This is a genomic window from Burkholderia sp. CpTa8-5 (assembly GCF_017815045.1).
Classification (GTDB): domain Bacteria; phylum Pseudomonadota; class Gammaproteobacteria; order Burkholderiales; family Burkholderiaceae; genus Burkholderia; species Burkholderia sola.
The window spans coordinates 78,854-96,909 of the sequence record NZ_JAGIQD010000010.1 but is presented as its reverse complement, the minus strand read 5'-3'; the positions used below and the strand labels follow the sequence as shown (position 1 = coordinate 96,909).

14 protein-coding genes are annotated in these 18,056 nt (G+C 65.9%); 8 read left to right on the top strand and 6 right to left on the bottom strand.

Annotated features, from left to right (window positions below; translation table 11 throughout):
- Positions 1-19: 19 nt before the first annotated feature.
- Together clpA and clpS are read right to left on the bottom strand one after the other, a co-directional pair.
- Positions 20-2,320: an ATP-dependent Clp protease ATP-binding subunit ClpA gene (gene clpA, locus J8I35_RS17290; RefSeq protein ID WP_050017548.1), complete on the bottom strand. Its 2,301-nt coding sequence runs from the start codon at positions 2,318-2,320 to the stop codon at positions 20-22.
- Positions 2,317-2,631: an ATP-dependent Clp protease adapter ClpS gene (clpS, locus tag J8I35_RS17285; RefSeq protein WP_006398529.1), complete on the bottom strand. Its 315-nt coding sequence runs from the start codon at positions 2,629-2,631 to the stop codon at positions 2,317-2,319. The genes clpA and clpS overlap by 4 nt, the downstream gene beginning before the upstream one ends.
- A 545-nt stretch (positions 2,632-3,176) precedes the next feature.
- Between clpS and J8I35_RS17280 the strand changes: the two genes are divergently transcribed.
- A complete protein-coding gene (locus tag J8I35_RS17280) occupies positions 3,177-3,380 on the top strand; it encodes a cold-shock protein (protein ID WP_006488945.1) in 204 nt (67 codons plus the stop codon).
- Positions 3,381-3,560: 180 nt separating this feature from the next.
- Here the strand turns inward: J8I35_RS17280 and J8I35_RS17275 are convergent, their stop codons facing one another.
- Positions 3,561-5,168, bottom strand: coding sequence for a multicopper oxidase family protein (locus J8I35_RS17275; RefSeq protein ID WP_209926324.1), 1,608 nt, complete (start codon positions 5,166-5,168; stop codon positions 3,561-3,563).
- A gap of 588 nt (positions 5,169-5,756) precedes the next feature.
- Here J8I35_RS17275 and J8I35_RS17270 point away from each other — a divergent pair.
- Positions 5,757-5,981: a hypothetical protein gene (locus tag J8I35_RS17270; protein WP_006478028.1), complete on the top strand. Its 225-nt coding sequence runs from the start codon at positions 5,757-5,759 to the stop codon at positions 5,979-5,981.
- 123 nt (positions 5,982-6,104) lie between these two features.
- Here J8I35_RS17270 and J8I35_RS17265 read toward each other — a convergent pair whose 3' ends face one another.
- A complete protein-coding gene (locus J8I35_RS17265; protein ID WP_209926322.1) occupies positions 6,105-8,333 on the bottom strand; it encodes an NADP-dependent isocitrate dehydrogenase in 2,229 nt (742 codons plus the stop codon).
- Between the two features lie 282 nt (positions 8,334-8,615).
- On the bottom strand, positions 8,616-9,872 hold the full coding sequence (gene icd, locus J8I35_RS17260; protein WP_039368210.1) for an NADP-dependent isocitrate dehydrogenase: 1,257 nt from the start codon (positions 9,870-9,872) through the stop codon (positions 8,616-8,618).
- 276 nt (positions 9,873-10,148) lie between these two features.
- Here icd and J8I35_RS17255 point away from each other — a divergent pair, with 276 nt between their 5' ends.
- The 6 genes from J8I35_RS17255 (at position 10,149) to J8I35_RS34620 (ending at position 17,155) form a co-directional block, all read left to right on the top strand.
- Positions 10,149-10,727: a pseudouridine synthase gene (locus J8I35_RS17255; protein WP_006490892.1), complete on the top strand. Its 579-nt coding sequence runs from the start codon at positions 10,149-10,151 to the stop codon at positions 10,725-10,727.
- Between the two features lie 281 nt (positions 10,728-11,008).
- Positions 11,009-11,224 carry a hypothetical protein gene (locus J8I35_RS17250; protein WP_011352970.1) on the top strand — a complete coding sequence of 72 codons (216 nt, stop codon included), beginning with the start codon at positions 11,009-11,011 and terminating at the stop codon, positions 11,222-11,224.
- Positions 11,225-11,384: 160 nt separating this feature from the next.
- Positions 11,385-11,885 carry a DUF192 domain-containing protein gene (locus J8I35_RS17245; protein ID WP_089488754.1) on the top strand — a complete coding sequence of 167 codons (501 nt, stop codon included), beginning with the start codon at positions 11,385-11,387 and terminating at the stop codon, positions 11,883-11,885.
- Positions 11,886-12,125: 240 nt separating this feature from the next.
- Positions 12,126-14,237: an elongation factor G gene (fusA, locus tag J8I35_RS17240; protein ID WP_023477042.1), complete on the top strand. Its 2,112-nt coding sequence runs from the start codon at positions 12,126-12,128 to the stop codon at positions 14,235-14,237.
- Between the two features lie 167 nt (positions 14,238-14,404).
- Entirely contained in the window at positions 14,405-15,415 is a 1,011-nt protein-coding gene (locus J8I35_RS17235; protein WP_209926320.1) for a HoxN/HupN/NixA family nickel/cobalt transporter, read from the top strand.
- A 291-nt stretch (positions 15,416-15,706) separates the two neighbouring features.
- A complete protein-coding gene (locus tag J8I35_RS34620) occupies positions 15,707-17,155 on the top strand; it encodes a hypothetical protein (protein ID WP_245170312.1) in 1,449 nt (482 codons plus the stop codon).
- Between the two features lie 27 nt (positions 17,156-17,182).
- Here J8I35_RS34620 and J8I35_RS17225 read toward each other — a convergent pair whose 3' ends face one another.
- Positions 17,183-18,028, bottom strand: a complete 846-nt coding sequence (locus J8I35_RS17225) for an aldo/keto reductase (RefSeq protein WP_124557699.1) — start codon at positions 18,026-18,028, stop codon at positions 17,183-17,185.
- Between the last annotated feature and the right edge of the window lie 28 nt (positions 18,029-18,056).

Here is an 18,056-nt window from a genome sequence, read left to right as displayed (position 1 = left end):
ATGAACAACGAATTATCGCTTACTCGACTTCGACCGTCTCTTCGTTCGGCTTGTGCGGCGGATTCGCCAGCTTGTCGAACGACAACTGCACCTTGTCGTTTTCGTCGACGTCGACCGTCACATGACCGCCGTTGAGAAGCTTGCCGAACAGTAGCTCGTCGGCCAGTGCACGCCGGATCGTGTCCTGGATCAGCCGCTGCATCGGCCGCGCGCCCATCAGCGGGTCGAAGCCGTGCTTCGCGAGATGCTTGCGCAACGCGTCGGTGAAGAGCGCGTCGACCTTCTTCTCGTGCAGCTGTTCCTCGAGCTGGATCAGGAACTTGTCGACCACGCGCATGATGATTTCCTCATCGAGCGAGCGGAAGCTGATGATCGCATCCAGCCGGTTGCGGAACTCCGGCGTGAACAGGCGCTTGATGTCGGTCATCTCGTCGCCGGTTTCGCGGCGCGTCGTGAAGCCGATCGTCGCCTTCTGCATCGACTCGGCGCCCGCGTTCGTCGTCATGATGATGATGACGTTGCGGAAATCCGCCTTGCGGCCGTTGTTGTCCGTCAGCGTGCCGTGGTCCATCACCTGCAGCAGCACGTTGAAGATGTCCGGATGCGCCTTCTCGATTTCGTCGAGCAGCAGCACGCAATGCGGCTTCTTCGTGACGGCTTCGGTCAGCAGGCCGCCCTGGTCGAACCCGACGTAGCCCGGCGGCGCGCCGATCAACCGGCTCACCGCGTGACGTTCCATGTATTCCGACATGTCGAAGCGGATCAGCTCGATGCCGAGCGTGAACGCCAGCTGGCGCGCCACTTCGGTCTTGCCGACGCCCGTCGGGCCGGAGAACAGGAACGCGCCGATCGGCTTGTCCATCTTGCCGAGGCCCGCGCGCGCCATCTTGATCGACGCCGCGAGCGCGTCGATCGCCGGATCCTGGCCGAACACGACGCTCTTCAGGTCGCGGTCGAGCGTCTGCAGCTTGCTGCGATCGTCCTGCGACACGCTTTGCGCCGGCACGCGCGCGATCTTCGAGATGATTTCCTCGATCTCGCCCTTGCCGATCGTCTTCTTCTGCTTCGACTTCGGCAGGATGCGCTGCGCGGCGCCCGCCTCGTCGATCACGTCGATCGCCTTGTCCGGCAGGTGACGGTCGGTGATGAAGCGCGCCGACAGCTCGGCCGCGGCCGACAGCGCACCCGACGAATACTTGACGCCGTGGTGCTCCTCGAAGCGCGACTTCAGCCCGCGCAGGATCGCGACCGTCTGCTCGACGCTCGGCTCCGTCACGTCGACCTTCTGGAAGCGCCGCGACAGCGCCGCATCCTTCTCGAAGATGCCGCGATACTCGGTGAACGTGGTTGCGCCGATGCACTTGAGCGTGCCCGACGACAACGCCGGCTTCAGCAGGTTCGACGCATCGAGCGTGCCGCCCGACGCGGCGCCCGCGCCGATCAGCGTATGGATTTCGTCGATGAACAGGATCGCGTGCGGACGCTCCTTGAGCTCCTTCAGCACCGTCTTCAGACGCTGCTCGAAATCGCCGCGGTACTTGGTGCCCGCCAGCAGCGCGCCCATGTCGAGCGAGTACACCTGCGCGTTCGCGAGGATGTCCGGCACTTCGCCGCGCGTGATCCGATACGCGAGCCCTTCGGCGATCGCGGTCTTGCCGACACCGGCTTCGCCGACGAGCAGCGGATTGTTCTTGCGGCGGCGGCACAGCACCTGCACGACGCGCTCGACCTCGGGCTCGCGGCCGATCAGCGGATCGATGCGGCCGTCCTTCGCCATCTGGTTCAGGTTCTGCGTGAACTGCGCGAGCGGCGTTTCCTTCTGCGCGTTCGCGTCTTCGCTTTCCGCGTTCGCGTCGGTCGACTTCGCGGCTTCGCCGCTGTTCGTCTTCGCGATGCCGTGCGAAATGAAATTCACCACGTCGAGGCGCGTGACGCCCTGCTGCTGCAGGTAGTACACGGCATGCGAATCCTTCTCGCCGAAGATCGCGACCAGCACGTTCGCGCCCGTCACTTCCTTCTTGCCGTTCGACGTCGACTGGACGTGCATGATCGCGCGCTGGATCACGCGCTGGAAACCGAGCGTCGGCTGGGTATCGACATCGTCGGTGCCCGGGACGGTAGGTGTGTTGTCGTGGATGAAATTGCGCAGGTTCTGACGCAGGTCCTCGATGTTTGCCGCGCACGCGCGCAACACCTCGGCCGCCGTCGGATTATCCAGCAGGGCCAGCAGCAGATGCTCGACCGTAATGAACTCATGGCGCGCCTGGCGTGCTTCCATGAACGCCATGTGCAGGCTGACTTCCAATTCCTGGGCAATCATGCTTCCTCCATCACGCACTGCAGCGGATGCCCTGCCTGCCGCGCATGGGTAACGACTTGCTCAACCTTGGTCGACGCGATGTCCCGCGTATAGACCCCACATACCCCTCGTCCTTCGCGATGGACCTTCAGCATGATCTGCGTGGCCGTCTCGCGATCCTTCTTGAAATACTCCTGGACCACCATCACGACGAACTCCATCGGGGTGAAGTCGTCGTTCAGCAGCACCACCTTGTACATCGAAGGCGGCTTCAGCTTCTGCTGCTTGCGTTCCAGGACGGTACTGTCCTGCTTGTCCGGGATAATCGCCATACACCCATTCTAAACAACTCGGACAGGCCCGCAATCCTGCCATTACCCGACCGACCGGCCGGCGCCCTCCCCGGTATCCCGGAACACGCGATCGCCTTCGCGCCATACGAAAGCCGGCTGCGGTGCCGGCTTTCACGCGTGGCGCGGAACACGAACCGTCAGGGGGAATCGCACCGGAACGTCGTGTCCGCATCCAGTATCCCACAAGCCGGGACGACTCGAACGCGTGTCACTCGAGCCTGGTATATGAGCCGATTATGCGGCTTTTCAAACCCTCGCGCTTGGCCGCATGCAGCCAGGCAAAGCCGGAAAAACCCTGAAAATGGGTTCTTTACAACGACCCTCTAAACGTCTAAAAATTCCACTTGACACTCCAATAAAGAGCGCCAACAATCAAGCTGGCACTTTTTTCAATTCGCCGGTTGGCGAAACGAAAGGGGCCGAGGTGAGCTTGTGAGGGGGGAACGGCTGCATTTTCCGGTCGTTTAGCTTTTCGAGCGTGCTCGTGGTAAGTAGCAGCGACTGTGTGACAGGGGAAGTAGGAAATGGCAACTGGTATCGTTAAATGGTTCAACGACGCGAAGGGCTTCGGTTTCATCACTCCCGACGAGGGCGGTGAGGATCTGTTTGCGCACTTCTCGGCTATCACCATGAATGGCTTCAAGACGCTGAAGGAAGGCCAGAAGGTGAGCTTTGACGTCGTCCAAGGGCCGAAGGGCAAGCAAGCGTCGAACATCCAGGCCGTATAAGGCATCGGATATCTGACGAAGAAACCCGGCGCATTGCGCCGGGTTTCTTTTTTTGAGGCCGGCCCGTCGATAATCGATTGGCCGGCCTTTTCGTTCAATCCCGACCGTTGAACGCATATTGTCTCGTCGCGCATGCAGATCGGATAACGAATCCGCGCGTGAAACGCATTCGCGGCTTAGTTACACGACCTTCAGCGTGCCCATCATGCCGAGATCCTCGTGTTCGAGAATATGGCAGTGAAACATGCGCTCGCCCGGCATGTCTTGCGTGACGAGAATCGACACGGTTTCGCCGCTGCGCACGTTCACCGTATCGCGCCATGCGCGGAACGGCTCGCTCGTGCGTGAACCACCCGACGCCCGCTCGATCACCTGGAACTGCGTGCCGTGCAAATGGAACGGGTGATCCATGTCCGTCGTATTGCGGATCTCCCAGCGCTCGACGTCGCCGCGGCGGCTCGTCAGCGTCGCGCGGTGCGGCGCGTAGGTGTCGCCGTTGATCGTGAAGCGCATGCCCGCCGGCCGGCCGTGGGCCGCGCCCTTCATCATCGCGTCCATGTCCATTTCCTCGCCGAACGCAACCGTCTTGTGCGCGGCCGGTTCGCCCAGCGGCCGCACCGCGCGCAGCGTGGCAGGCAGCGCGCGGGCCGCGGCGGGCGCGAACGCGACGTCGGCCAGCGCCAGCGCCGGGTCGGGCGGCAGGCTGCCGTGACCGTCGTCGTGCGACATCGCCATCTTGCGGCGGTCGTACTCGGCCGCCTGCAGCACCGCGCGCGACGCACGGTCGCCGGCGCGGACCAGCAGCTCCGCGCGCTCGCCCGGCGCAATCAGCAGCGACGTCACGCGCCGCGGCGCATCGAACAATCCGCCGTCGGTGCCCACGTGCTCGAACGCGCGGCCGTCGTCGAACGCGATGCGCAGGTAGCGTGCGCTGCACGCGTTCCAGACCCGCCACCGTTCGTCGCCCGCGACATCGATGCGCGGCCGGCGCGCGCCATTGACCAGCACGAACTGGCCTTCACGGCCGTTCATCCAGTCCATCATGTCGTTCGGCGCAATCGTGCCGTCGCGTGCAAGCTTCAGGTCCGACACGAACAGGTGGCGCTCGGGCCAGCCGGCGAGCGGATCGTCCGCGGCGCGCACGACGAACGGGCCGGCCAGCCCGCGGAACACCTGCTCGGCGGTCATCATGTGCGGATGCGGGTGGTACCAGTAGGTGCCGGCGCTGCCCTTCGGCAGCGTGAAGCGATACACGCGCGACGCGCCGGGCGCGACGGGATCGGACGGGTTGCCGTCCTGGTCGGGCGGCACCGGCAGGCCGTGCCAGTGGATCGTCGACGGCTGCGGCAGCTTGTTGACGAACCTGATCTCGACCGTATCGCCCTCGCGCACGTCGATCAGCGGGCCGACGACGGGGCCTTGCGTGCCCGCGCCGAACTGCCAGAACGCGGTCGGCCGCGCGCCGCGCAGCAGCGGTCGCGCCACCGGTTGAGCAACCAGCGTGGCCCGGAACGTGCCGGGCTCGCGGCTTTCGTTGGCGAGCGTGCGCAACGTCGCGAGCGGCGCGCCGGCCGGCAGCGCGTCGGCGGCCGCGAGCGCGCCCGGTGCGAGCTTGCCGTGCTGCGCGTGCGCCGACATCCCTGACATACCCGACATGCCAGGCATGTCGTCCATCGAATCCATGCCGGCCATGCCCGCGTGACCGGCATGCTGCGCCCACGCGGTGCGCGCGAACAGCGATGCGGCCGCGACACCGATGGTGCGCGACAGGAAGGTTCTCCGTCTCATCAATCGATCCTCGTCGTTCATACAGCGCCGCGCGACAGCCGCGGCGGTCACGTCATCATAACCGCAGGGCCGGATCGAAAAGCGCTGCCGGGCGGGCGGCGATACGCCGCAGCGAGCATCGCTACCGCGCCGGATGCGGCGCGACGATCAGCATCGCCAAACGACGCTTCGGCAGCCATCGCTGCTCATCTGCCGTCCCTTTACGCGTTGCGCCCGCCCCCACGTTACCCCCATCCGCTGCATCGACGATCCGTCAACCCGTCAATTTTTCACGATGCGGAACAAGTCCCTGCGTTATAAAAATTCGTGGTGCAGGGCACAAATTTCCCGTTTCGCGATGCCGAAAAACGTTCCGCCATACAAAACGATGCAAATAATTATTTGTTTTTAAAAGAGAATTTTTGTTTCGAGAAGCCGTTCTACATGCACCATCCGGGCGAGTCGCGGACGTAGACTTTGTTCCATGCACTGACGCTTCGCCACGACGTTCGACACGGAACCCGGCGCAAAGCAGTCAGTCGGGCCACGGCCGGTCGATCCGGCAGGCGGCACAACAGAATCGCTTGTGATCAGAAAGGGAGAACGGAAATGAAGGGATTTCGCTTTGGTTCAGCGCTCGGGTCGTTCTACATCCTGCCGGCAAACGGCGGCTGGGAAGCGACGTTCGGCAACGCTTCGCTCGGTGCGTTCTCGTGCCCCGAAGTCGCAGCCGACCGCATCTCCCGCGGCGACTGCGCGCAGCCGTCCGAACTGGACACGGCCACGCTCGAAGTGCCGGACGAAATCGCCGAATGGGAAATCGTTCACGTCTGAATGGCACGCCTGCAACGAAAAACGCCCCGGGCGACCGGGGCGTTTTTATTGGGTGTCGGGCGGCGAACGGCTCACCGCGCCGCGTCGACACACACATCGGCTCGCGCGAGTGCGCGCCCGGGGTCAGGCGACCGCGTCGACGATGCCGTTCAGCGTCGCGCTCGGGCGCATGGCCTGGCTCGTCAGGTCGACGTTCGGACGGTAGTAGCCGCCGATCGCCTGCGGCTTGCCTTGCGCGGCCGCCAGTTCCTCCAGGATGCGCGCTTCGCTGTCGGACAGCGCCTTCGCCACGCCCTCGAACTGTGCCTTCAGCGCGGCGTCCTCGGTCTGCTCGGCCAGCGCCTGCGCCCAGTACAGGCACAGGTAGAAGTGGCTGCCGCGGTTGTCGAGGCCGCCGACCTTGCGCGCCGGCGACTTGTTCTCGTCCAGGAACTTGCCGGTCGCCTGGTCGAGCGTCTTCGCGAGCACGAGCGCCTTCGGGTTCTGGTACGCGTTGCCGAGGTGCTCGAGCGACGCGGCCAGTGCGAGGAATTCGCCGAGCGAATCCCAGCGCAGGAAGCCTTCCTCGACGAACTGCTGCACGTGCTTCGGCGCGGAGCCGCCCGCCCCCGTTTCGAACATCCCGCCGCCGGCCATCAGCGGCACGATCGACAGCATCTTCGCGCTGGTGCCGAGCTCCATGATCGGGAACAGGTCGGTCAGGTAGTCGCGCAGCACGTTGCCGGTGACCGAGATCGTGTCCTTGCCCGCGCGGATGCGCTCGAGCGAGAAGCGGGTCGCGTCTTCCGGCGTCATGATGCGGATGTCGAGGCCGTTCGTGTCGTGATCCTTCAGGTAGCGTTCGACCTTCGCGATGATCTGCGCATCGTGCGCGCGCGCCGGATCGAGCCAGAACACGGCCGGCGCGCCGGTCGCACGGGCGCGGTTGACCGCGAGCTTGACCCAGTCCTGCACCGGCGCGTCCTTCGTCTGGCACATGCGCCAGATGTCGCCCGCCTCGACCGCGTGCTCGAGCAGCACGTTGCCGGCTTCGTCGGTGACGCGCACGACGCCGTCCGCCGGGATCTGGAACGTCTTGTCGTGCGAACCGTATTCCTCGGCCGCCTGCGCCATCAGGCCGACGTTCGGCACGCTGCCCATCGTGACCGGATCGAACGCGCCGTGCTGCTTGCAGTCCTCGATCACGGCCTGGTAGACGCCCGCGTAGCAGCGGTCCGGAATCACCGCCTTCGCGTCGTACAGTTGGCCGTCCGGGCCCCACATGCCGCCCGAATCGCGGATCATCGCCGGCATCGATGCGTCGACGATCACGTCGCTCGGCACGTGCAGGTTCGTGATGCCCTTGTCCGAGTTGACCATCGCGAGGCGCGGGCGCACCGCGTACTCGGCCTTGACGTCGGCTTCGATCGCTTCGCGCGTGTCGGCCGGCAGGTCCTTCAGGCGCGCGTACAGGTCGCCGATCCCGTTGTTCGGGTTGAAGCCGACCTTCGCCAGCACGTCCGCGTGCTTCGCGAGCGCGTCGCGGTAGAACACCGACACGAAGTGACCGAACAGGATCGGGTCCGAGACCTTCATCATGGTCGCCTTCAGGTGCACCGAGAACAGCACGTCCTGCGCCTTCGCGTCGGCGATCTGCGCTTCGATGAAGCGGCGCAGCGCGTTGCGGCTCATCACCGACGCGTCGATCACTTCACCGGCCTTCACGGCCGTCTTTTCCTTCAGCACCTTCTTCGCGCCGTCGGTCGTCGTCAGTTCGATCTTCACGCTGCCGGCATCGGCGATCAGCGCCGACTTCTCGCTGCCGTAGAAATCGCCTTCGGTCATGTGCGCGACGTGGGCCTTCGACGTGGCCTTCCACGCGCCCATCTTGTGCGGATGCTTGCGTGCGTAGTTCTTGACCGACAGCGGCGCGCGGCGGTCGGAGTTGCCTTCGCGCAGCACCGGGTTCACCGCGCTGCCCTTGATCTTGTCGTAGCGCGCCTTGACGGCCTTCTCTTCGTCCGTCGACGGATCTTCCGGATAGGCCGGCAGCGCGTAGCCCTGCGCCTGCAGTTCGGCGATCGCGGCCTTCAACTGCGGCACCGATGCGCTGATGTTCGGCAGCTTGATGATGTTCGCTTCCGGCTTCAGCGTGAGCTGGCCCAGTTCGGCCAGATCGTCGGAACCCTTCTGCTCCGACGGCAGGATGTCTGCGAATGCCGCGATGATGCGGCCGGCGAGCGAGATGTCGCGCGTTTCGACGGCGACGCCCGACGAACGCGTGAAGGCCTTGACGATCGGCAGCAGCGAATAGGTCGCGAGCGCCGGCGCTTCGTCGGTGAGGGTGTAGATGATCTTGGGCGAAGTGGACATGGTGGTCAAAGCATTGCTACGTGATGATGGGACTGAGGAGCGCCGGCGGTAACCGGCGGGAAGCGACCGGGTCGATCGCGAAAGGGGCGCGCCGGCTCAGCCGGGCGGTGGTGTTGCGAGGGCCGTCATGTTCTACCTTGCAGGGCTTGCGGGCCGCTTCGCGGCGCCGCGGCCCGCATGCCGGGCCACCCTGCCAACAAACCTGCCATCCACGAAACGCTCCGGCGCCGGCAGTCAGCGCCGGGGCGGCCGGCAACCTGCCGGCCCACCCCGGAAGGGGTCTTACATGTTCTCGATCAGCACTTCGCCGAAGCCGGAGCACGACACCTGCGTCGCGCCTTCCATCAGGCGCGCGAAGTCGTACGTGACGCGCTTCTGCAGGATCGACTTCTCCATCGCGGCGATGATCGTGTCGGCTGCTTCCGTCCAGCCGAGGTGGCGCAGCATCATTTCCGCCGACAGGATCTCGGAACCCGGGTTCACGTAATCCTTGCCCGCGTACTTCGGCGCCGTGCCGTGCGTCGCCTCGAACATCGCGACCGAATCCGACAGGTTCGCGCCCGGCGCGATCCCGATGCCGCCGACCTGCGCGGCCAGCGCGTCGGAGATGTAGTCGCCGTTCAGGTTCAGCGTCGCGATCACGTCGTATTCGGCCGGGCGCAGCAGGATCTGCTGCAGGAACGCGTCGGCGATCGAATCCTTGATCACGATCTCGTTGCCCGTCTTCGGGTTCTTCACGCGCATCCACGGGCCGCCGTCGATCAACTCGCCGCCGAATTCCTTCTGCGCGAGCGCGTAGCCGGCGTCACGGAACAGGCCTTCCGTGAACTTCATGATGTTGCCCTTGTGCACCAGCGTGACCGACTTGCGATCGTTGTCGATCGCATACTGGATCGCCTTGCGCACGAGACGCTCGGTGCCTTCGGTCGACACGGGCTTGACGCCGATCCCGGACGTTTCCGGGAAGCGGATCTTCTTCACGCCCATCTCGTCCTGCAGGAACTTGATCACCTTCTTCGCCTGCTCGGAGCCCGCGGCCCATTCGATGCCCGCGTAGATGTCTTCCGAATTCTCGCGGAAGATCACCATGTCGATCTTCTGCGGTTCGCGCACCGGCGACGGCACGCCCTTGAAGTACTGGACCGGGCGCAGGCACACGTACAGGTCGAGCTCCTGGCGCAGCGCGACGTTCAGCGAACGGATGCCGCCGCCGACCGGGGTCGTGAGCGGCCCCTTGATCGACACCACGTATTCCTTCAGCACCTGCAGCGTTTCGTCCGGCAGCCACACGTCCGGACCGTACACCTTGGTCGCCTTCTCGCCCGCGAAGATCTCCATCCAGTGGATCTTGCGCTGGCCCTTGTACGCATGCGCGACCGCCGCGTCGACGACCTTGATCATGACCGGCGTGATATCGAAGCCCGTACCGTCGCCTTCGATATAGGGAATGATCGGCTGATCGGAAACGTTGAGCGAGAAGTCCTTGTTGACGGTGATCTTGTCACCGCCCTCCGGAACCTTGATGTGCTGATACGGCATGATCGACTCCAGTGACGTGGCTGAGCAGGTGATGCTGGTCGAAGCTGCGCGCGCGGCGGGGCGAGGCATGGCCACCCCGTGACGACAACAGCGAGCCGCTATTCTAGCGCCCCAACCGGGCACTTCGGCGCGAACCGCGGCACTGCGTATCAAGACCTCACTTATGTCTTATATAAGACAGAGGACTTGCCGTTCCGTATTATGCATTAAGATTCCGCCATTTGCCATAGACCGCCCGCCCCCGCTTCCCGCGGGGCGCCGGGCGGGCGCCCCGCCATGAACCTGATCGCCCTCAACAAGCCGTTCGGCACGATTTGCCAGTTTTCCGCGCACGAGACGCGACCGTCGCTCGGCGACTGGGTAAAAACGCCCGGCGTGTATGCGGCCGGCCGGCTCGACGCGGACAGCGAGGGGCTGCTGCTGCTCACCGACGACGGCGCGCTGCAGGCCCGCATCGCGGAGCCGCGCCACAAGCTGGTGAAGCGCTACTGGGCGCAGGTCGACGGCGCGCCGGGGCCGGCCGACCTGAAGGCGCTCGCACGCGGCGTCGACCTCGGCGACTACGTGACGCGCCCGTGCCGCGCCGAATTCATCGAGCCGCCCGACACGCTGTGGCCGCGCAATCCGCCGATCCGCTACCGCGCCGCGATCCCGACCACGTGGATCGAGCTGGCGATCACCGAGGGCAAGAACCGGCAGGTACGCCGGATGACGGCGGCCGTCGGCTTCCCGACGTTGCGTCTGGTGCGCGTCGGCATCGGCGCGCTCGATATATTCGCGCTCGGCATTGCGCCGGGCGAAACAATCGCGCTGCCGCCGCGCGCGCCGTGGGACGGTTTCGCGCCGGCCGGATGACGAATCCGGGACGCGCGAATTTTTCGTCATCTTTTTCGTCAACCACCCGCGCAGATCGCGCGTTAAATCACGCAGATGCCAACCTTAGCTATCCGGCATTGGCAGCCGAACCCGTGTTTGCGTCACGAAAGCGACGTTTTATTCGAATACGATTCGGCGCCCGCAGCGCAAAGAGAAATTTCTCGAAGCGTCTGTCAACCGAAAGGTGGATGGCACCGTTAGACGACATGACTCCTATTGCCGGGTCATTTGGTTAATTAACTAAAGCTGAGGAACACAACATGAACAAACTGATCGCCGCTCTGGTCGCTGGCCTCTTCGCAACGGCTGCTTTCGCACAAGCTTCGGCTCCGGAAGCTGCTCCGGCAGCAGCAGAAGCTGCTTCGGCACCGGCTAAGCACGCTGCCAAGAAGCACCACGCTGCCAAGAAGCACCACAAGGCATCGAAGAAGGCTGCAGCAAGCGACGCAGCAGCACCGGCAGCTGCTTCGAACTAAGTAAGCAAGCTGTAATAACGCAGTCAAGAACACGCAGTCCTGCCGTTCTTACGGCGTTGAAAGGCAGATCACCGCAAGGCGATCTGCCTTTTTCTTTTTTGTGCCCGCCGGCACGCATCGCGTACCATGCGGGTCTCGTTTTCCAGACAGGAGCCATGCTGTGCACTTCTCCCTGCGCCCGTCGCTCGGCCGCCTTGCGCGTGCCGCCGTGTTTCCCGCCGCGCTCGCCGTCCTCGCGCTCGGCATGCAGGCCGCCGGCGCGCAAGTGCCGCCCGGCGCCAAGCAGCCGGGCGAGTTCCCGCGCGTGAAGCTGCGCGCCGGCATGTACGTGATCGACGCGGCCGTCGCCGCGAACGACGCCGACCGCGAACAGGGGCTGATGTACCGTTCGCAGCTCGCGCCGAACGAAGGCATGCTGTTCGTCTTCAACGAGAACGCCGTGCACTGCTTCTGGATGAAGAACACGCTGATTCCGCTGTCGATCGCGTTCATCCGCGCCGACGGCACGATCACCGACATCGACGAGATGCGCGCGGAAACCACCGACAACCACTGCCCGCGCAACAACGGCGTCTATGCGCTGGAAATGAGCAAGGGCTGGTTCGCCGCGAAAGGCATCAAGCCCGGCATGAAGCTCGACGGCCTGCCGAGGGCCCAGTAACCGCCACGGCCCGCGCGGCGGCATCGCGTCGCGCACCGACCGACAGCCGGCCACCCGTCATTTCTTGTCGGGCGCCGGCTTTTTTTTCGCCCGCCGGCGGCGCCCGCCTTGATTCGGCACCCGCTGCCCGCATCTGCAAAAGCCACGGACAAGCGCTATCCTTTAAATCTCGCTAGTTCCAGCCCGGGCCGGCACCCAATCAGCCGGCCCGCTTACGATCCGAACCACCAGGAGGTTCACGTGCCCCGCAAAACCCCCATCGAGCGCTATAGAAATATCGGGATCAGCGCTCACATCGATGCCGGCAAGACCACGACGACCGAGCGCATCCTGTTTTACACCGGCGTGAGCCACAAGATCGGTGAAGTGCACGACGGCGCGGCCACGATGGACTGGATGGAGCAGGAGCAGGAACGCGGCATCACGATCACGTCGGCCGCGACCACGGCCTTCTGGAAGGGCATGGCCGGCAACTATCCGGAACACCGGATCAACATCATCGATACACCCGGGCACGTCGACTTCACGATCGAAGTCGAGCGCTCGATGCGCGTGCTCGACGGCGCGTGCATGGTCTACGACTCGGTCGGCGGCGTGCAGCCGCAATCCGAGACCGTGTGGCGCCAGGCGAACAAGTACAAGGTGCCGCGCATCGCGTTCGTCAACAAGATGGACCGGATCGGCGCCGACTTCTTCCGCGTGCAGAAGCAGATCGGCGAGCGCCTGAAAGGCGTCGCCGTGCCGATCCAGATTCCGATCGGCGCGGAAGACCATTTCCAGGGCGTCGTCGATCTTGTGAAGATGAAGGCGATCGTGTGGGACGACGAAAGCCAGGGCGTGAAGTTCACGTACGAGGACATCCCCGCGAACCTCGTCGAGCTCGCGCACGAATGGCGCGAGAAGATGGTCGAGGCCGCGGCCGAAGCGAGCGAGGAACTGCTCGAGAAGTATCTGCACGACCATGAATCGCTGACCGAGGACGAGATCAAGGCCGCGCTGCGCCAGCGCACGATCGCGAACGAGATTGTGCCGATGCTGTGCGGCAGCGCGTTCAAGAACAAGGGCGTGCAGGCGATGCTCGACGCGGTGATCGACTACCTGCCGTCGCCGGTCGACGTGCCCGCGATCCTCGGCCACGACTTCGCCGATCCGGAAAAGCCGGCGGAACGTCATCCGAGCGACGACGAGCCGTTCTCGTCGCTCGCGTTCAAGATCATGACCGACCCGTTCGTCGGCCAGCTGATCTTCTTCCGCGTGTATTCGGGCGTCGTCGAGTCTGGCGACACGGTGCTCAACGCGACGAAGGACAAGAAGGAACGGCTCGGCCGGATCCTGCAGATGCACGCGAACGAGCGCAAGGAAATCAAGGAAGTGCGCGCGGGCGACATCGCGGCGGCCGTCGGCCTGAAGGAAGCGACCACCGGCGACACGCTGTGCGATCCGGCCAAGCCGATCATCCTGGAAAAGATGGAATTCCCGGAGCCGGTGATCTCGCAGGCCGTCGAGCCGAAAACGAAGGCCGACCAGGAAAAGATGGGCCTCGCGCTGAACCGTCTCGCGCAGGAGGATCCGTCGTTCCGCGTGCAGACCGACGAAGAGTCCGGCCAGACCATCATTTCGGGGATGGGCGAGCTCCACCTCGAAATCCTGGTCGACCGGATGAAGCGCGAGTTCGGCGTCGAGGCGACGGTCGGCAAGCCGCAGGTCGCGTATCGCGAAACGGTGCGCACGACGGCGGCCGACGTCGAAGGCAAGTTCGTCAAGCAGTCGGGCGGGCGCGGCCAGTACGGCCATGCAGTGATCACGCTGGAGCCGAACCCCGGCAAGGGCTATGAGTTCCTCGACGAGATCAAGGGCGGCGTGATTCCGCGCGAGTTCATCCCGGCCGTCGACAAGGGCATCACCGAGACGCTGAAGAGCGGCGTGCTCGCGGGCTACCCGGTCGTCGACGTGAAGGTGCATCTGACGTTCGGTTCGTACCACGACGTCGACTCGAACGAAAACGCGTTCCGGATGGCCGGCTCGATGGCGTTCAAGGAAGCGATGCGCAAGGCGAAGCCGGTGCTGCTCGAGCCGATGATGGCCGTCGAGGTCGAGACGCCCGAGGACTTCATGGGCAACGTGATGGGCGACCTGTCGAGCCGGCGCGGCATCGTGCAGGGGATGGAGGACATCGCGGGCGGCGGCGGCAAGCTGGTGCGCGCCGAGGTGCCGCTCGCGGAAATGTTCGGCTATTCGACGTCGCTGCGTTCGGCCACGCAGGGCCGCGCGACATACACGATGGAGTTCAAGCATTACGCGGAAACGCCGGCGAACGTGTCGGAAGCCGTGATCAACGCGAAAGTGAAGTAAGCGCCGCTCGCTCGCGCTTCGGCGCATGCGCACAAGGCCCGTCCGGTTCATTCCGGACGGGCTTTTTTTCGTCCGGCGCGCATCGCGTTCGCGGCTTGTCGATCGGCGTGCCGCGCTTTTTTTCGCGTGCCACAATGGATGGCGTTTCGTCAGATGGAACCCGCCCGATGCCGCCCACCCCTGCCCTGCGCCGCCTGCTGACCCTCTATGCCGGCCTGATCGCCGCGAACGTCGCCGTCTGGCTGTGGGCGCTCGCGGTGCTGCACGACCATCCGCTGCTGCTCGGCACCGCGGCGATCGCATACGGGCTCGGGCTGCGTCATGCGGTCGACGCGGATCACATCGCCGCGATCGACGTCGCGACGCGCAAGCTGATGCAGGACGGCCAGCGTCCGGCGAGCGTCGGCCTGTTCTTTTCGCTCGGTCATTCGACGATCGTGATCGCGGCGACGCTCGGTATCGCGCTGACAGCGTTCGCGCTGCGCGACCGGTTCGATGCATTCCGCGAGATCGGCGGCACGATCGGCACGGCGGTATCGGCTACCTTCCTGCTGGTGCTCGCGTGCGTGAACCTGATGATCCTGCGCGACGTGTGGCGACGCTATCGCGGCGCGTCCGGGCACACGCACGACGGCGCGCACGAGCATCGTCCCGCCGGACTCGTATCGCGGTTGCTGCGCCCGCTGTTCCGGTTCGTGTCGAAGAGCTGGCACATGTATCCGGTCGGCGTGCTGTTCGGGCTCGGTTTCGATACTGCAACCGAAATCGGCCTGCTCGCGATCGCCGCCGCGCAGGCGAGCCAGGGGCTGCCGGTCTATACGGTCATGCTGTTTCCCGCGCTTTTCACCGCCGGCATGACGCTGATCGACTCGACCGACAACGTGCTGATGATTCAGGCATACGGCTGGGCAATGGACGATCCGCAGCGCAAGCTGCTCTACAACGCGAGCATCACGTTCGTCTCGGCGGCCGTCGCGCTGGCGATCGGCGGGATCGAGGCAGCCGGCCTGCTGGCCGACAAGCTGTCGCTGACGGGCCCCGTGCGCGACACGCTCGACGCGCTCGGCGAACGCTTCGGCTCGATCGGCTACGGCATCGTCGCGCTGTTCCTCGTCTGCTGGATCGCGTCGATCCTGTTCCACCGCTGGCAACGCGCGGCCGACGCGCCGGCGCGCTGAACGACTCCTCCGACGTTTCATTCCGGAAACAAAACGCTCCCCTACGACGTTGCATGCGCGGTCACGCGACTGCGCCCGCCTTTACCGACGGGCCCGAGCGGCCGATGGCACGAATCTCGCAGAGTGAGATTCGCACGGCGGGCCCGCGTGCCGATCCGCGTTCGCGGCTGACGTCCAGCGTCGGCCCGAAGGCGATCGGCCGACGATAGGACTACGAATCTTTTACGCCCCCCTGCACCACACGTAAATCGTCGCGCGGCTACGAGGCATCGCGCGCATGGGGAGGCCATGATGCATAAAACGAAACAACCGTTCCGCGCGGCGGGACGGCGCCCTCGTGCAACCTTGCTGGCCGTGGCCGCGTTCGCGTGCTGCTGCTCGTATGCGGTCGCACAGAACACGACGCCTGACGCCGCGCCCGACGCGAACGCCAGCGCGGACACCATCATGACGCTCGTCGAGAACGCATCGCCGTGCGCCGCCAATCCGGCTGCGTGCGCGGTACACGTGTATGCCGGCCGGGGCGTCGGTAATGGCGGCGCCGGTGCGGGCGGCAGCGGAAACGGAAACGGCGGCGGCACCGGGAATGGGAACGGTAGCGGCGGCAACAACGGGAACGGCGCCGTCGGACCTGCGGGTGTCGGCGGAACGACAGGCGGAACCTCCGGCAGTACGAACGGCACGGGCCGCGGAGGCAATGCGTCCGGGAACGGTGGTTCAGGTGGTGGGACTTCGGGCGGCGGCACTTCCGGTGGAGGCACCTCGGGTGGCGGCACTTCCGGTGGCGGCACTTCGGGTGGCGGCACTTCGGGTGGCGGCACCTCGGGTGGCGGCACCTCGGGTGGCGGCACCTCGGGTGGCGGCACTTCGGGTGGCGGCACTTCGGGTGGCGGTGGCCACGGTGGTGGTGGCGATGGTGACGGCGGCGGTCACGGTCATGGCGGCGGTCATGGCGACGGTGGCGGCCATGGTGACGGCGGTGGTCACGGCGACGGCGGCGGCCATGGTGACGGCGGTGGTCACGGCAACGGCGGCGGCCATGGTGACGGTGGCGGTCACGGCAACGGCGGCGGCCATGGCGATGGTGGCGGTCACGGCAACGGCGGCGGCCATGGCGATGGTGGCGGTCACGGCAACGGCGGTGGTCATGGTGGCGGCGGCGGTCACGGCAACGGCGGTGGTCATGGTGGCGGCGGCGGCGGTCACGGCAACGGCGGTGGCGGTGGCGGTGGCGGTGGCGGTGGCGGTGGCGGTGGCGGTGGCAGCGGTGGCAGCGGTGGCAGCGGTGGCAGCGGCGGCAGCGGCGGCAGCGGCGGCGGCGGCAGCGGCGGCAGCGGCAGCGGCAGCGGCAGCGGCGGCGGCAGCGGTGGCGGCAGCGGTGGCAGCGGTGGCAGCGGCGGCAGCGGCGGCGGCGGCGGCGGCGGCGGCGGCGGCGGCGGCGGCGGCGGCCATGGTAACGGCGGAGGTGGCCACGGAAACGGCGGTGGTGGCGCGGGCAACGGCGGCGGTAACGGCAATGGCGCCGGTGGCAATGGCGGTGGAAACGGTAACGGCGGGAGCGGCGGAAGCGGCGGCGCCAACGGCACCGGCGGCCACGGCAATGGCGGCGGCAACGGTAACGGCAATGGCAGTGGCGGCGCCGGCAACGGCGGGGCCAACGGCGTCGGCAACGGCCGTGGCGCCGGCAACGGCAACGGCGGCGGTCCCGGCAACGGCGGATCGTCGGGCGGCCGCCACTGACCCGAAGCGTTGCCCGGCTGAAGTCGGTCAGAGCATCTCGAGCGCGCGCTTGCTGCGCGGCGGACGGAAATACGCGTCAAGCTGCGCGCGCTCGTCATCGCTGAACACGACATCGAGCGCGGCGCGGTTGTCGCGCACGTGCTCGATCCGCGACGCCTTCGGAATCGCGAATACACCCGGCTGCGCGAGCACCCATGCCAGTGCGACGCGCGTCACCGACACGCCGCGCAGCCGCGCGATGTCGTCGAGCGGCGAGCGTTTCGGCAGCCGCCCGTGATCGACCGGGCTGTACGCCATCGCCGGGATCCGACGATCGGCCAGCCACGGCAGCAGGTCGAACTCCGGACCGCGTCGCGCGATGTTGTAGAGAATCTGGTTGGTGGCGCACGCCCCGCCGCCCGCGTCGTCGACGAGTTCGGCCATGTCGGCCGTATCGAAGTTGCTCACGCCCCAGTGCCGGATCTTGCCCGCACGCTGCAACGCGTTGAAACCCTCGACCGTTTCCGCGAGCGGCACCGAACCGCGCCAGTGCAGCAGGTACAGGTCGAGGCGATCGGTACGCAGGCGCTTGAGGCTCGCGTCGCACGCGGCGGCGACGCCGCGCCGGCTCGCATGGTGCGGATAGACCTTGCTGACGAGGAACACGTCGTCGCGCAGGCCCGCAAGCGCGTCACCGACCAGTTCCTCGGTCGCGCCGTCGCCGTACATCTCCGCGGTATCGACCAACGTCATTCCGAGCTCGACGCCCTCGCGCAGCGCGGCGATCTCGTCCGCGCGCCGCGCCGGCCGCTCCCCCATTTCCCAGGTGCCCAGGCCCAGCTTCGGAATCGTCTCGCCGTTCGGCAAAACGACCGTGGCGATCGTGTCTGTCATGCGTTTCCTCGTGGCGAATTCGTGGCCG